Genomic DNA, 14,073 nt, shown 5'->3' with positions numbered 1-14,073 from the left:
TGACTGGGCTCGCTCGGGGAACCGAGATGAATGCATGAGGGGATCGCGGCCCCCGCTGCCCCGCCCATCTCCATCCCCTGACCTCTGGAGCCCCGCGTGAGTCCATTGCCGTCAAGGAAGCGCGGCAGGCACCGGGTCAGTAAGGTTGACCTCATTCACGCTAGTGTGAGGAGATGACGCCATGACCAGCCCCTGGGAGATCTACGACGCCCTCATCGAGGCCCTGCCCGACGACGTCGCCGTCACCGCGGTGGGCCAGGGGCAGCGCTGGACTCGGGTGCTCAACTCCGCCGGCTCGGTGGGCTCGGCGTGGACCATGGATGTCCGCAGCCGCCCCGCCATCGCCGCCCTGCCCCTGGAGGGCCGCCCCCTGCGCGACGTCGCCGCCCTGGTGAAGTCCTGGAACCTCGCCGAGGCCAGCATCGGGCAGGCCGCCATCAACTCCTGGTACTCCGCACCGGCCACAGCCGCTGACAACGGCTTCGTCCCCACCGGTGAGGGCCTGACCTGGGCCCAGGTATTCGACCCCTACCGCGAGGAGATCATCGGCAAGCGGGTCGCCGTCGTCGGTCACTTTCCCTTCGCCGACAAGGCCCTGGCGGGAGCCGGCGAGTACATCTGCCTGGAGCGCATCCTCCACCCCGGCGACTACCCGGACACCGCCTGCGAGTACCTGCTGCCGCAGTGCGACATCGTCTTCATCTCCTCCTCCAGCTTCGTCAATAAGACCGCGCCGCGCCTCATTGCCCTGGCCGAGTCGGCGCACACAGTGCTGGTGGGTCCCTCCACGCCGCTGCACCCCCTGCTCCTCGACGCCGGGGTGGACACCATCACCGGATTCATCGCGGAGCCCGCCCCCGTGGGGCCCGAGGCCTTCAATCGGCTGGTGGCCGCCGGCGACATCGGCCCGGGCTACCGCGTCCACCAGCACCGGGGCTGAGAAGCGCCGTGGGAGGCAGGCGATCAGCCCGCGGCTGCCGGGCGAGGACTGCCCTGGCGCGCCTACTGGCCGCGCAGGACGGCCAGATCGATCTTGGTCATGGTCATGAGTGCGGCATACTGCTGGGGGCTGAGCGTGGAGAGCTCGGCGGGCGAGGGCACCACCTGCCAGCTCACTCCGAAGCCATCCTGGCACCAGCCGCAGCGCTCCGCCTCGGGCACCGCCGAGAGCCTCTCCCAGTAGTAGTCGATCTCCTCCTGGGTCTCGGCGCGGACCATGAGTGAGCTGCCCGGGGTGAAGTCGAAGGGCATCGACTCACTGGAGTCCATTGCCGTCGCCCACTGCCCGCCCAACTCGGCATCGGAGAACAGGACCAGGGCCTCATTGTCGGGGTAGAACTCGCGCCTGCCCAGCGCAGAGTTCGGGAAGACCTCCAGGTAGTAGTCCATCGCCTCACGAGCCCCCCGCGAGCCGGGGCCGAACAGCAGGCTGGGGAGGATGAAGGGGCGCGGCTCGCCCTGCGGGTCGGTGAGGATCACCTGCCAGTTGATGCCGTAGCGGTCCTCCACCCAGCCGTAGCACGGGGAGAACGGGTAGGAGTCCAGCGGCATGCGCACCTCCCCGCCATCCGAGAGCGCCTCCCAGAGACGCCGCGTGGCCCCGGGCGCCTCCGGGATCACGCTCGGATCGAGGTTGACCATGAGGCTGATGCTGGGCGTGGGGCGCAGCTCGGGGCCGGCATTGATGAGGCCCACCTCGATGCCATCGAAGGACAGGACGGCAGCCAGCGTCTTGCCGGCCATGGCTGCGGCCTGCGGGGGCGCCTCCGGCGGGATCTCGGAGGGGTAGCTGGAGCGGTGGACGACGCTCACCTGAGAGCCGATGGCGCCGAAGGCCTCCATGTAGAAGGTGATGGCCTGATCCGCCGTGCCCTGCATCCAGAAATATGGTGTGATGAGCTGCATATCGTGATGCTACAGCACCTGCCACTCTCCCATGGAGGCCGGATCCCGGTCAGGGCAGGTGAATGGGCGTCGGCCGGGGCACCGAGGACGCCTCGACTCACAGCTGGACCCGATCCGGATGGGAGCCCGTGCGCAGCCCCCGGTCCAGGGCGTCGATCGCCCCCATCTGGGCCTCATCGAGCCCGAAGCCGAAGACGTCGGCATTGGCCGCCAGGCGCTGGGCATGCGTGGACTTGGGGATGACCACCAGGCCGTGCTGGAGGTGCCAGCGGATGATCACCTGCGCCGGGCTGACCCCCAGGTCGTGGGCGATCCCCACCAGCACCGGCTCATCGAGCAGCCTGCCCCGCCCCAGCGGCGACCACGACTGGGTGACCACGCCCAGCTCCTCATGCATCTGCCGGAGCTCGCGCTGGATCAGCCAGGGGTGGAGCTCGATCTGATTGACCGCAGGGACGACCCCGGTGGCCTCCACGATCCGATCCAGGTGCGCGGGCTGGAAGTTCGAGACCCCGATGGCCCGTGCCCCTCCGCCCTCCAGGATCTCGATCATGGCCTGCCAGGTCTCCACCAGATCGATCCCGGGGCTCTGGGCCAGGGGCCAGTGCACGAGGAAGAGGTCGAGCACCTCCAGGCCCAGGGCCTGCCGGGTCTCCTCGAAGGCACGCAGCGCGTCCTGGCGACGGTGGTAGGGGTTGTTGAGCTTGGAGGTCACGAAGACCTCCCCGCGCTTCAGGCCGCTGGCCGCCAGGGCCCGCCCCACACCGGCCTCATTGCCGTACATCTGGGCGGTATCGATATGCCGGTACCCCAGGTCCAGGCCCTGGGCCACGACGCGCTCCGCCTCGCCGTCGTCGATCTTGTAGGTGCCCAGCCCCAGCTGGGGAATGGTCACCCCGGACTGCGAGGTGCCGTGCGTCAGGGCGATGGCGGATGCGGGCAGTGCGCTCATGGCCCCAGGCTACCCAGGCCCACCGCCCACAGGCAGGCCGACGGCGCCCCGTCTGGTGCGGGACGCCGTCGGATCAGCGATGCCTCTTAGAGCCCGGAGCGGGGTCGGCGCTCATACCGGAGTCGATCAGCGCAAAGACGTCAGCACAGATACGACACCGCCGAACGGCCAGCCAGCCCCTGAAGAGTCCTACTCCCCGGGGGCGGGCGCCGGGGCCGGGTCCTCAACCGGGGTCAGGCCGTACTCGGCCTCCTCGGTGGAGTCGGCCCAGTATTCCTCGGCCCAGGGGTCCTCGACCGGCTGGCTGCGACGGTAGGCGACATAGGCCGCGCCGGCGGCCACGCCGGCAACGGCGAGCCAGCCCAGGGTCTTCAGGACGCGGTGCTTCTTCTTCACGGGAACCTCCAATGCGGCGGACTTTGCGGCGACGGCGGCGCGCTGGGCGCGCTCGGTCAGAGTACCGTCCGTGGTGGCCGCGGCCTGGGCGGCAATAGCGGCGCGCTGAGCGCGGGGGAGGTAGTCGTCCACCACGCGCGTGCGGGCCTCCCCGACCACCGGCTCCAGGCGCACCTGGGCGTCCTTGGCGGCGCGGGTGACCTCCTCACGGGCACGGGTGACATGCGGGGCCAGCCACACGGCGGCGCGCTCCGCCTGGTCGGCAACGGTCTCAGCGAAGGAAGCGGCCCCCTGGCGCAACTGATCGGTATCGATCTTGTCAAGGGTCTTGCAGCACGTCATGGGTCTCTCCCTGGTCTGGACGGACGAGGTTGTCTCGGCGTCTATCGTCGCACTCCTGGGGCACGGCGCATAGTCAGGGAGGGCGCCGTTTTGCCTGGGGTGAACAGTCCTGCACACGGTGCCCGGCTCCACTGATGAGCCCGGAGGCATGCGACCATGGCACCTATGGAAGCGACACTTCACACCAGCCTCGGCGACATCCGGTTAGAGCTCTACCCCGAGCAGGCACCTGAGACGGTCTCCAACTTCGTGGGCCTGGCGACCGGCGAGAAGGCGTGGATTGATCCGCGTTCCGGCGAGGAGACCCACGCCCCGCTCTACGACAACGTCATCTTCCACCGGGTGATCAAGGGCTTCATGATCCAGGGCGGCGACCCCCTGGGCACCGGCACCGGCGGCCCCGGCTACGTCTTCGACGACGAGATCGACCCCTCCCTGAACTTCGCCGCACCCTATGTGCTGGCCATGGCCAATGCCGGCCGCCGCCTGGGCAAGGGGACCAACGGCTCCCAGTTCTTCATCACCACGGGCCCCACCGAGTGGCTCCAGGGCAAGCACACGATCTTCGGGGCCGTCACCGATGAGCCCTCCCGGCAGGTCGTGGACGCCATCGCCGCGGTCTCCACCGATCCGCGAGACCGCCCCCTGGAGGATGTCACCATCACCTCCGTGACCGTCACGCAGTGACCTCAGCCCCCGCTGCCTCCTGCGGCGCCGCCAGGACCGGCTCCTGGCGGCGCCGTCGCCTATCCACGGCCGGGGGCCCCGGTGCGGCGCCGAGCGCACCGCCGCCCCCGTCCGCCCCCCTCTGAGGCCGCCGGGCACCGACCGGCGCCGCCTTACCGCTTGCGAACAGGACCGTCCCATGACCGAACCGAACCAGCCCACCAGTCCCTCGCCGGATGCGGATGGGGCGCCGGTGTGCCCGCGCCATCCCGGCACCGTGGCCTACGTGCGCTGCCAGCGCTGCGAGCGGCCCACCTGCCCCGCATGCCAGGTGCCCGGCGCCGTGGGCATCCACTGCGTGGACTGCGCCCGCAGGGCCTCCGGCCAGCGGCGGGGCGTGCGCACCGTCCTGGGCGGCAGGCCGGTGGCCGACGCCCTGGTCACCAAGAGCCTCATCGGCGCCTGTCTGCTGGTCCACGCCGTCCAGTTCGTCCTGCCCTCCTTGAGCCTCACTCTCGGATTCGCACCGGTGGTGGCCATGGCCGAGCCCTGGCGCTTCGTGACCACCGCCCTCCTCCACGCCAGTGTCATGCACCTGGCCTTCAACATGTGGGCCCTGTGGGTGCTGGGCAACGCCCTGGAGCCCCTGCTGGGACGCTGGCGCTTCGCGGCGCTGTGCCTGCTCAGCGCCCTGGGGGGCTCGACGGCGATCTACTGGCTGGCCTCACCCGGCTCCCCGTCGTGGTGGACGCTCACCGTGGGGGCCTCGGGCGCGGTCTTCGGGCTCTTCGCCACGATGTTCCTCATCCAGCGGCGCTTCGGGCGCGACACCACCCAGATCGTCATGCTGCTCGTGCTCAACGCGGTCATCTCAGTGGTGGGGGCGAATATCTCCTGGCAGGGCCACCTGGGTGGCCTACTCGCCGGCGGCGCCCTCGCCGCGGTCTACGCCTGGGCCCCCCGCAACCGGCGTCAGGCCGTGGGCCTCATGGGGACCGCGGGCCTGGGCCTGCTGCTCCTGGCGCTCATCGCGCTCAGAGCCCTCCTGGTCTGAGTCGTCCATCTCGATGGCGGGTCTCAGTGGCCCGTCCGGGCGGCGAGGCCAGTGCTCGTCGGATGCTCTTCGGCCGTCGATACCCCTCCCGGGGCGTCGGCGGCCGATCAGCAATCTGTCAGGACACTGCAAGGTAGTGATAGGGAATCACACGGCTGTGCTTCATCCACATCTGTGGACACAGGTGTGGAAACACATGGCTGTAGTTTTCCACAGGCCTGTCCACACATGGGGAAAGTCCTTGTTGGTGGTGGGGACGCTGCTTTCCACCAATCCACAGTGGACTGTGGCCGGAGCCGGGGCTGCAGGCCCGCATTGCCTGGCGGTCCCGGCGCTGGTCCCCAACGCTCATCCGAATGACAACTGACCGGGCAGGACGGTGCGTCTCGTGGCGTCTGCGGGCGCGACAGAGGGGCGGCAGCGCAGTCGGACCTGCAGGAGGGCGTGTCGGAGGGCGTGCAGAGACAAGAAGGACCCCCGGTGAGCCCGGGGGTCCTTCAGAAGGCGGCAGGAGGGGTGCGGCGGCACGGGTGGGGGCGGTCAAGCCCCTACTTCCAGCGCAGCAGCCCCAGGAAGCCGATCATGAGGATGGCGAAGCCGAGGTAGAGGTTGCCGTTGATCAGCCAGTCCGTGCTGTGGTTCTCCACGAAGTAGGGGATGGGGTAGCGGCCCTGGAACAGGTAGGTGGTCACTACCCACAAAAGGCCGAAGAGCAGCATGCCCACCACGGTCGGGGCGTACCAGCGCGGGGAGGAGGTGTCCTTGACCTTGGTCGGGACACGCGAGACGCGATTGGCCGCGGCGCGTGACTCCTCCTCGCGCGCCTTGGCGGCCTTGGCGGGGTTGCCCGAGCGCTTGGCACGAGAGGACGTCCGCGCCGAGGTCTTGTCCTCGCTCCCCTTCCGGAGCTTCTTCTTCAGGTTCACCTGGATCTCCTTGCTGGCGATCACTGTGGAAGCAGGCTTGCTGCCCTTAACATATCGAAGACCAAGCCTAGAACAAATCTTGGCGTTTCCTGGGTGTGCCTTCTGTGATTCGTCCGCCACTGTGGCGTGATGGGCTCCAGAGGTCGACGCCGTAGACTGGCCGGGCCAGTGAGCGTCGAGACTCGGAAGAGGTCTGATGGCCAGGAACGTTCCTGTACGACACCGCGCCGGCCCAAGGAGGCGGAGCGGGGGCAATCGCGCCGTCAACGCGCTGCTGACAGGCGTTGGCGAGATCCTGATCACCTCCGGTCTGGTGGTGGCGCTCTTCCTGGTCTGGCAGTTGTGGTGGACGGGCCTGGACGCCACGGCCAGCGCCGCGGCGGTGACCACCGACTTCCAGAGGACCCAGGTGGACTCCCCCCAGAAGGAGGGCACCCGGCACTACGACAGCCCGCCGGTGCTCAGCGAGGTCGGCTACGGGGAGACCATCGGCATGCTCGTGGTCCCCAAGTGGTATGGGGTGACCAACAACAACATGCCCATCATCGAGGGCACGGGTCACGACGTCCTGGACCAGGCCGCCGCCGGCCACTACCCCGACACCCAGCAGCTGGGCGAGGTCGGGAACTTCGCCGTCGCCGCGCACCGGCGTACCTACGGCAACTCCTTCCGCCGCATCGACCTGCTCCAGGAGGGCGATGAGATCGTCGTCTCCACGGCTGAGACCTGGTACGTCTTCACTGTCACCAACCACGAGATCGTCCGGCCCGACCAGGTCGAGGTCATCGCCCCGGTGCCCGGGCACCCCGAGGAGGCGCCGACCAAGCCGATGATCACCCTGACCACCTGCCACGGGCTGACCACCGGCGAGTTCGGCAATGACCACCGGTGGATCGTCCACGCCGAGTTCTCCTACTGGATGGACCGCTCCGAGGGCCGCCCCGCCTCGGTCCTCGACGACCCGGAGGTCAACTGATGTACGGGTGGATCTGGCGCCACCTGCCCGGCCCCGTCTGGCTGCGCGCCATTGAGGCGCTCCTCCTCCTCGCCGGTGCCGTCTACCTGCTCATGGAGATCGTCTTCCCCTGGGCCAACGAGACCTGGGACCTGTCCGGCAACGCCGACGTGGGGTAGTCACGTCGCCTCGGGCCGGGCCATCGAGAGAGTGCGCGACCCGGTGAACCGGCGGCCGAACTGATGGCTCGGCGCGGTTCATGGCTCAGGCGGGCTCAGTTGTTGTTCCCATTCCCATTGTTGACGCCCCCGCGGTTCTCCCCATTGGCGGCGCCGCCGCCCCCGGCCTGAGGCGTCGCGGAGGGCGTGGCCGTGGCCCCGCCCTTGCCGGAGGAGACCTTGAGCCGGACCGTGCTGCCCTTGGCGACCTCGGTGCCCGCCGCCGGGTCGGAGGAGACGACCTTGCCGGCCTCAACGGAGTCGGAGGAAACCAGGTCGCCCTCGGGGCTGACCTGAAGGCCCTTGTCCTGCATCGCCTTGATGGCCTCCTCCTGACTCATGCCCGCCACGTCCGGGACGGCGACCTTGTTGGAGCCCGAGGAGATGACGATGTTGACCTCGCTGCCCTGCTTGACCTGACCGCCCTTGTTGGGGCTGTGGGAGACGACCTTGCCCTCCTCCACGGTGGAGGACTCCTCCTGGGTCACATTGCCCACGGTCAGTCCCGCATCGCTGAGTGCCGAGCGGGCCTCCTCCTGGGTCATGCCGGACAGGTCGGGAACCTCGGTCTGGCCGGTGGACAGCACCAGGGAGACCGTGGATCCGCGCTGCACGGAGGTGCCCGAGACCGGGTCGGTGCGGATGACGGAGTCCTTGGCGACGGTGGCGTGGTCCTCGGTGGTGGCGTTGCCGACGCTCAGGCCCTGGCTCTGGAGGATGGTGCGCGCCTCATCCTGGCTCTTGCCCGAGACATCGGGCACCGAGACCATTGCCGAGCCGCCCGAGAAGGTGACGGTGACGGTGGAGCCCTTGGCGACCTGGGTGCCCGCGGCCGGGTCCGAGGAGACGGCGTTGCCGGCCTCGACCTGGTCGTCGGACACGTCCTTCTCGGCGCGCTGGAAGACCAGGCCCGCGTCCTCGATGGCGGTCTTGGCCTCCTGCTCGCTCTTGTTCGCCACATCGGGCACGGCGATGGCCGCGGCGGTGGCCGAGGGCTTGGGAGCCGGCGAGTTCCCGCCGAGATAGCCCGAGGCCCACATCCCGGCCAGCGCGGCGGTGCCGATGACCAGCAGGAACAGCAGGATGAGCAGCCAGGGGCGGGTACGGTGCGGCTCCTCGGGCTCCTCCTGGGCCTCGACGGGGGCCGAGGCGAAGGCCGCGGCCCCCTCGGAGGATGCGATGACCGAGGTCGGCTCGTTCCAGGACTCGGCCGTGGGCGCCTCCACTGACAGTCCGCGGGCGGCGGCCAGCAGGTCGGTGCGCATATGGGAGGCGTCCTGGTAGCGGTCCTCCCGGTTCTTGGCCAGGGATTTCAAGACCACCCGGTCCAGGGACTCGGGCACATCGGCGGCCAGGGCCGAGGGGCGCTTGGGGATCTCCCGGACATGCTGGTAGGCGATGGCCACCGCCGAGTCCCCCTGGAAGGGGGGCTGACCGGTGAGCAGCTCGTAGAGAAGGCAGCCGGTGGAGTACAGGTCGGAGCGGGCGTCGACATTCTCCCCGCGGGCCTGCTCGGGGGAGAGGTACTGGGCGGTGCCCACCACCGTGTGCGTCTGGGTGACCGTGGAGGCGGAGTCCTCGATGGCCCGGGCGATGCCGAAGTCCATGACCTTCACCGCGCCGGTGGAGGTCAGCATGATGTTCCCGGGCTTGATGTCGCGGTGGACGATGCCCACGCGGTGGGAGTACTCCAGGGCGTCCAGGACGCCGGTGACGATCTCCACCGCCTCGGTGATCGGGACCGCCTCCCCCTCGCTGAGCAGCTCGCGCACTGTGTGGCCCTCGACATACTCCATGACGATGTAGGGCACCAGGCGGGTGACCCCTGAGGGCTGGGCCAGCTCCTCCTCGCCGGAGTCGTAGACGGCGACGACGGCGGGGTGGTTGAGGGCGGCCGCGGACTGCGCCTCCCTGCGGAAGCGGGCCTGGAAGGTCGGGTCACCGGCGATGTCGGAGCGCAGGAGCTTGATGGCCACCCACCGTGACAGGCGCGTGTCGTAGCCGAGGTGGACCTCTGCCATGCCACCACGCCCGATCAGGTCGCGGATCTCGTAGCGGCCCGCGAGGACCTGGGGGAACTGACCGGTCACGGTACCTCCTTGGCGGGGATATCGACCATCGACACCGTCATGGTCTCTTGCGCTGGACTAAGCGTACCCAGGCCTGCCAGGACGGTGATCACAGTGAGGATGAGGCCGAAGAACCTCAGGGAGGGCAGGTGCATGCCCATGAAGCTGCGCCCAGAGGCGTGGCGGGGGCTGCCCGTGGGGGTGTCGGTCTCGGCCCTGCCTCGGGTGCCTACGCCCTCCCGGGGCGTCCTGGCGCTGGGTGTCTCGGCGGCCGCCTGCGCCGCCTCCGCCCTGCGGGTGCGGCGTCGCGGTGCCGGAGGCGTTGATGGTGCCGACGGCGCCGGGGACGACGTGGAGGTGGCTCGGGCCATCGGTGAGGCTGCGGGCGCCGAGGAGCCCGCAGGCTCCATCCGGTGCCGCGCGGTGCGCCGCGCAGGACGCACCGGCGTGGCCGGCTCCTGCCGGATCCCGGCCTCCTGATCGTCCCTGCCGCCGGCGTGGTCCTGGCCTGCCGGGCTCCCACCGCCCCGCTGCGCCCCGGTGGGCCGCCAGCCGTGAGCCCCGTCGGCATCCCAGTCCTCATGGGGCAGGTTGACCACGAGGCGGTCCAGGGCCCGGGCGACATCACGGGCCGAGGGCGGCCGGTCGGCCGGCTTCTTGGCCAGCAGCTGGAGCACCAGCCCGCGCACGGGGGCGGGGATCGTCTCGGGCAGCGGCGGGATCTCGTCATTGACATGGGCGAAGGCGATATCGACCTGGGTGGCCCCGGTGAAGGGGCGGGAGCCGACCATGGCCTCATAGGCGATGATGCCCAGGCCGTAGAGGTCCCCGGCGGGGGTGGCCATATTGCCCATGGCCTGCTCGGGGGCCAGGTACTGGGCGGTGCCCATGACCATGCCCGAGGCGGTCAGCGGACGCTGGTTCAGGCCGGTGGAGATGCCGAAGTCCGTGAGCTTGGCCAGGCCCTCGCGGTTGATGAGGATGTTGGAGGGCTTGACGTCGCGGTGGACGACCCCGGAGTCGTGGACCACCTGGAGCGCCCTGGCCACCTGGGCCAGGATCGGCAGGATCTCGGCAGGGGTGAGGGTCCCCTTCTCGGTGATGATGTCGGACAGGGCCCGACCCTGGACCAGCTCCATGACGATCCAGCCGGTCCCCTCCTTCTCCCCGGAGTCCAGGGTCACGGCGAGGTTGGGGTGGCGCAGGCCGCGGGAGTTGGTGGCCTCGGCACGCAGGCGCGACAGGAAGATCTCGTCCCCCGCGAGCTCGGGGCGCAGGATCTTGACCGCCACGGCCCGCCCGGAGCGCAGGTCGCTGGCGCGCCAGACCTCGCCCATCCCACCCAGGGCGATGCGCTCCACGAGCTGGTAGCGCCCCTGGACCTCTAGGCCGACCACGGGTTTCACTGATCCACCGCCGCGTCGATGACACTCAGCGCGATCGGCCCGGCCAGGGAGCCCCCGGTCGCGTTGTCAGCCGTGTTGGCCCCTCCGTCGAGGACGACGGCCAGGGCGATGTCGGGATTGTTGATGTCGGTGCCGGCGAAGCCGATGAACCATGTCGTCGGGCCGCCCTCATCCGATCCGGTCTCGGAGGTGCCGGTCTTGCCCGCCACCGTGACCCCGGCCACGTGCGCCGTCCGCCCGGTGCCGTCCTCCACGGTCTGGACCATGAGGTCGGTGAGCGTGGCCGCCGTCGCCTCATCAATGGGGGTGCGGGCCACCGTGGGCGAGGTCGTGTCGACGACGTTGAGGTCCGGGTCCATGGTGCGAGCCACCAGATGGGGGGTCATCTGGGTGCCGTCATTGGCCACGGTGGCAGCCACCATCGCCATCATCAGCGGTGTGGCGCGCACCGAGGACTGGCCGATTCCCGCCATGGCTGTCTGGGCCTCGGAGTCGTTGGCCGGGTAGGTCGAGGGGGTGACGGTCAGGGGGATGGACAGCTCGGAGTCGAAGCCCCAGGCCTTGGCCTCCTCGGCCAGCGCCTCCTCACCCACGTCGATGGCCAGCTGGGCGAAGGGGGTGTTGCACGACTCCTTGAAGGCGTAGGAGAAGGTCACAGTGCCGTTGCCGCAGCTCTCCCCGGCGTAGTTGCTCAAGGAGTGCTCGGTGCCCGGCAGGGTCAGGGTCTCGGGGGCCGAGACCTCCGTGTCGGGGCTGATCCTCCCCGCGCGCAGGGCCGCGGCGGTGGTGATGACCTTGAAGGTCGAGCCCGGCGGGTAGAGGTCGCCGCTGATGGCGCGGTTGGTCAGCGGCTTGGAGGCGTCCTGGCTCAGGGACTCCCAGGACTGCTGCGCCGCGGCCTCATCATGGGTGGCCAGGGTGTTGGGGTCGTAGGACGGGCTGGAGACCATCGCCAGGATCGCGCCGGTGGAGGGGTTGAGGGCCACCACGGAGCCCTCCCGCCCCTCCAGGGCGTCATAGGCGGCCTGCTGGATCTCAGGGTCGATGGTCAGCTCCAGGGCGCCACCGCGCTGGGAGCCGCCCGTGATGAGCGACTTGACCCGGGAGGAGAACAGGGACGGGTCATCGCCGTTGAGCACCGAGTTGCTGGCGCGCTCCAGGCCCGTGACCGAGGCGAAGGCCGTGGAGAAGTAGCCGGTCACCGGCGCATAGACCGGGCCACCGGGGTAGATGCGCTGGTAGGCGTAGGCGTCGTCGGACTCCTGGGTGTCGGCGATGGCGGTCTCACCCACGATGATGGGTCCACGGTCGGTGCCGAACTCGGCGTAGACGGTGCGCGAGTTGCGCGAGTCCGAGGTCAGCGTGCCGTAGCTGGAGGAGGACTCCCACAGGGCCGGGCGGGCCAGGCCCTGAACACTGGTCAGCGACAGGGACAGGGACAGGAACATGACCAGGACCAGGATGGTGACCTGATGGATCTGACGATTCATGGGTGCTCCTCCCCCTGGTTGCGGGCCATGGGCGGCGGGGCCTGCTGCGGCGGCGCGGGCGGAGGCCCGCCCCGGGGCGGCAGGCTCTGGACCGCCTGGGTCTCCTGGGCGTCCTGGCGCCTGGCCGCCTCCCATTCCTGGCCCTGCCGGGCCCCATGGGCCGTGGGCGCCGGCAGGCCCGCGTCCTGGGCCGGGTGGGCCTCGGCCTCCTCCTGCGCCTCGGGGTCCTCCAGGCCCGTGGCCTCGGCGCTCTGGACCTGCTTGCGCAGGGAGACCGGCAGCTCGGCGGTGTCGATGATCCGGGGAGCCTGGGAGGCCGGGCGGCGGGCGGCGTCGGACAGGCGCAGCAGCAGCGCCAGGATGATCCAGTTGGAGATGAGGGAGGACCCCCCGTAGGCCAGGAAGGGGGTGGTCAGACCGGTCAGCGGGATGAGGCGGGTCACGCCGCCGACCACCACGAAGACCTGCAGGGCGATGGTGAAGGACAGGCCCGTGGCCAGCAGCTTGCCGAAGCCGTCGCGCAGGGTCATGGCCGTGCGCAGGCCCCGCTCGATGAGGATGAGGTAGAGCACGAGGATCGCCAGCGAGCCGGTCAGCCCCAGTTCCTCGCCCAGGGCTGCGATGATGAAGTCGGAGTTGGCGAAGGTCACCAGGTTCGGGTAGCCCTTGCCCCAGCCGGTGCCCAGCAGCCCCCCGGAGGCCAGGCCGAACAGGCCCGTGACCAGCTGCCAGGAGCCGCCCCCGGCGTTGTAGACCTCGGAGTCCATGGCGTGGAGCCAGCCGTTGATGCGCTGCTGGACGTGGGAGAGGTGAGTGGCGGCGAACCAGGCCGCGGGCAGGAAGAGCCCCGCGCCGATGAGCAGCCAGGAGGGGCGGTCGGTGGCCACGTACAGCACCACCACGAACAGCCCGAAGAGCAGCACCGAGGATCCCAGGTCCTTCTGCAGCACCAGCACCGCGATGCTCACCCCCCAGACCACCAGCAGGGGGATGAGATGACGGGCTCGGGGCAGGTTCATCCACAGCACGCGGCGCCCGGCCAGGGCCAGGTTGTCCCGGTTGGAGACCAGGAAGGAGGCGAAGAAGACCGCCAGCAGCACCTTGGACAGCTCAGCGGGCTGGAAGCTCATCGGCCCCAGCGAGATCCAGATCCTGGCGCCGTTGATCTCCCGGCCCAGGAAGGGCATGAAGGGCAGGACGAGGAAGAGCAGGCCCACCCACATGGCCCAGTTGTCCCAGCGCCTGAGGCGGCGGTGATCGCGCAGCAGGAGCAGCACCACGCAGAAGAGGATGACCCCGATCACCGTCCACACCAGCTGCTTATTGCCCACGTAGTACTGCAACTGGCCGGTGCGCTCATAGGACAGGTCCAGGCGCTGGATCATGGCCAGGCCGATGCCGTTGAGGGCCACGGCCGTGGGCAGGATGACCGGGTCGGCCCACGGGGCGGTGAAGCGCACCCACAGGTGGACCACCAGGGAGATGAGGATCAGGGCCCCGCCGAGCTGGAGGACCTGGGCAGGAGAGGCCCCCGTGCGGTTGAGGGCGGTCAGGACGAAGCCGCCCAGGCCGATGACCAGGGCGATGCCCAGTAGTCCGGCCTCGGCCCAGCGGCCCGAGTGGCGCGCCGTGCCCGCGGGCTGGATCATCGCGACCCCGCTGGGGGTGCTGGTAGTGGCCGGCGTGGCGCTCAT

General features: G+C 69.9%; 13 protein-coding genes. 5 read left to right on the top strand and 8 right to left on the bottom strand.

Features of this window, described 5'->3' with window-relative positions; translation table 11 throughout:
* Positions 1 to 181: 181 nt before the first annotated feature.
* Positions 182 to 940, top strand: coding sequence for a Rossmann-like domain-containing protein (locus MANAM107_RS05530; protein ID WP_223912160.1), 759 nt, complete (start codon positions 182 to 184; stop codon positions 938 to 940).
* A gap of 62 nt (positions 941 to 1,002) precedes the next feature.
* On the opposite strand, the gene MANAM107_RS05525 is transcribed toward MANAM107_RS05530, so the two are convergent.
* The 3 genes from MANAM107_RS05525 to MANAM107_RS05515 all read right to left on the bottom strand — a co-directional run bounded on the left by MANAM107_RS05525 (position 1,003) and on the right by MANAM107_RS05515 (position 3,595).
* Complete coding sequence (locus tag MANAM107_RS05525) at positions 1,003 to 1,905, bottom strand: VOC family protein (protein ID WP_223912157.1); 903 nt, start codon at positions 1,903 to 1,905, stop codon at positions 1,003 to 1,005.
* Between the two features lie 97 nt (positions 1,906 to 2,002).
* The gene (locus tag MANAM107_RS05520) at positions 2,003 to 2,857 is read right to left on the bottom strand and encodes an aldo/keto reductase (protein ID WP_223912154.1); all 855 of its coding nucleotides are present in this window, start codon (positions 2,855 to 2,857) and stop codon (positions 2,003 to 2,005) included.
* Between the two features lie 189 nt (positions 2,858 to 3,046).
* Positions 3,047 to 3,595, bottom strand: coding sequence for a hypothetical protein (locus MANAM107_RS05515; protein ID WP_223912150.1), 549 nt, complete (start codon positions 3,593 to 3,595; stop codon positions 3,047 to 3,049).
* Positions 3,596 to 3,760: 165 nt separating this feature from the next.
* On the opposite strand from MANAM107_RS05515, the gene MANAM107_RS05510 reads away from it, so the two are divergent.
* A complete protein-coding gene (locus MANAM107_RS05510; protein WP_223912147.1) occupies positions 3,761 to 4,282 on the top strand; it encodes a peptidylprolyl isomerase in 522 nt (173 codons plus the stop codon).
* Positions 4,283 to 4,460: 178 nt separating this feature from the next.
* The gene (locus tag MANAM107_RS05505; RefSeq protein WP_223912145.1) at positions 4,461 to 5,315 is read left to right on the top strand and encodes a rhomboid family intramembrane serine protease; all 855 of its coding nucleotides are present in this window, start codon (positions 4,461 to 4,463) and stop codon (positions 5,313 to 5,315) included.
* 548 nt (positions 5,316 to 5,863) lie between these two features.
* On the opposite strand, the gene MANAM107_RS05500 is transcribed toward MANAM107_RS05505, so the two are convergent.
* Positions 5,864 to 6,241 carry a cell division protein CrgA gene (locus MANAM107_RS05500; RefSeq protein ID WP_223912142.1) on the bottom strand — a complete coding sequence of 126 codons (378 nt, stop codon included), beginning with the start codon at positions 6,239 to 6,241 and terminating at the stop codon, positions 5,864 to 5,866.
* A 196-nt stretch (positions 6,242 to 6,437) separates the two neighbouring features.
* Between MANAM107_RS05500 and MANAM107_RS05495 the strand changes: the two genes are divergently transcribed.
* Entirely contained in the window at positions 6,438 to 7,217 is a 780-nt protein-coding gene (locus tag MANAM107_RS05495; RefSeq protein WP_223912139.1) for a class E sortase, read from the top strand.
* Positions 7,217 to 7,375 carry a hypothetical protein gene (locus MANAM107_RS05490; RefSeq protein ID WP_179899690.1) on the top strand — a complete coding sequence of 53 codons (159 nt, stop codon included), beginning with the start codon at positions 7,217 to 7,219 and terminating at the stop codon, positions 7,373 to 7,375. Before MANAM107_RS05495 ends, MANAM107_RS05490 begins: the two co-directional genes overlap by 1 nt.
* Positions 7,376 to 7,470: 95 nt before the next feature.
* On the opposite strand, the gene pknB is transcribed toward MANAM107_RS05490, so the two are convergent.
* The 4 genes from pknB to MANAM107_RS05470 are packed head-to-tail and all read right to left on the bottom strand — an operon-like array spanning position 7,471 to position 14,073.
* A complete protein-coding gene (pknB, locus tag MANAM107_RS05485; protein ID WP_223912136.1) occupies positions 7,471 to 9,504 on the bottom strand; it encodes a Stk1 family PASTA domain-containing Ser/Thr kinase in 2,034 nt (677 codons plus the stop codon).
* Positions 9,501 to 10,889, bottom strand: coding sequence for a serine/threonine-protein kinase (locus tag MANAM107_RS05480; RefSeq protein ID WP_223912133.1), 1,389 nt, complete (start codon positions 10,887 to 10,889; stop codon positions 9,501 to 9,503). The genes pknB and MANAM107_RS05480 overlap by 4 nt, the downstream gene beginning before the upstream one ends.
* Positions 10,886 to 12,379, bottom strand: coding sequence for a peptidoglycan D,D-transpeptidase FtsI family protein (locus MANAM107_RS05475; RefSeq protein ID WP_223912130.1), 1,494 nt, complete (start codon positions 12,377 to 12,379; stop codon positions 10,886 to 10,888). Before MANAM107_RS05475 ends, MANAM107_RS05480 begins: the two co-directional genes overlap by 4 nt.
* Positions 12,376 to 14,073 (bottom strand): FtsW/RodA/SpoVE family cell cycle protein, encoded by a 1,698-nt coding sequence (locus MANAM107_RS05470; RefSeq protein WP_223912128.1) that lies wholly within the window; start codon positions 14,071 to 14,073, stop codon positions 12,376 to 12,378. Before MANAM107_RS05470 ends, MANAM107_RS05475 begins: the two co-directional genes overlap by 4 nt.

Origin of the sequence: Actinomyces capricornis, assembly GCF_019974135.1 — a bacterium.
Taxonomy (GTDB): Bacteria; Actinomycetota; Actinomycetes; order Actinomycetales; family Actinomycetaceae; genus Actinomyces; species Actinomyces capricornis.
The sequence above is the reverse complement of the archived record's forward strand: the minus strand, read 5'-3'. Positions and strand labels throughout refer to the sequence as shown.

Excerpts from the sequence above, each read along its gene's own strand:
- MANAM107_RS05470 (WP_223912128.1), bottom strand. The coding sequence starts at position 14,073 with ATGAGCGCCACGCCGGCCACTACCAGCACCCCCAGCGGGGTCGCGATG.
- MANAM107_RS05490 (WP_179899690.1), top strand. The coding sequence starts at position 7,217 with ATGTACGGGTGGATCTGGCGCCACCTGCCCGGCCCCGTCTGGCTGCGC.
- MANAM107_RS05505 (WP_223912145.1), top strand. The coding sequence starts at position 4,461 with ATGACCGAACCGAACCAGCCCACCAGTCCCTCGCCGGATGCGGATGGG.
- MANAM107_RS05525 (WP_223912157.1), bottom strand. The coding sequence starts at position 1,905 with ATGCAGCTCATCACACCATATTTCTGGATGCAGGGCACGGCGGATCAG.
- MANAM107_RS05530 (WP_223912160.1), top strand. The coding sequence starts at position 182 with ATGACCAGCCCCTGGGAGATCTACGACGCCCTCATCGAGGCCCTGCCC.
- MANAM107_RS05520 (WP_223912154.1), bottom strand. The coding sequence starts at position 2,857 with ATGAGCGCACTGCCCGCATCCGCCATCGCCCTGACGCACGGCACCTCG.
- MANAM107_RS05475 (WP_223912130.1), bottom strand. The coding sequence starts at position 12,379 with ATGAATCGTCAGATCCATCAGGTCACCATCCTGGTCCTGGTCATGTTC.
- MANAM107_RS05510 (WP_223912147.1), top strand. The coding sequence starts at position 3,761 with ATGGAAGCGACACTTCACACCAGCCTCGGCGACATCCGGTTAGAGCTC.
- MANAM107_RS05515 (WP_223912150.1), bottom strand. The coding sequence starts at position 3,595 with ATGACGTGCTGCAAGACCCTTGACAAGATCGATACCGATCAGTTGCGC.
- MANAM107_RS05495 (WP_223912139.1), top strand. The coding sequence starts at position 6,438 with ATGGCCAGGAACGTTCCTGTACGACACCGCGCCGGCCCAAGGAGGCGG.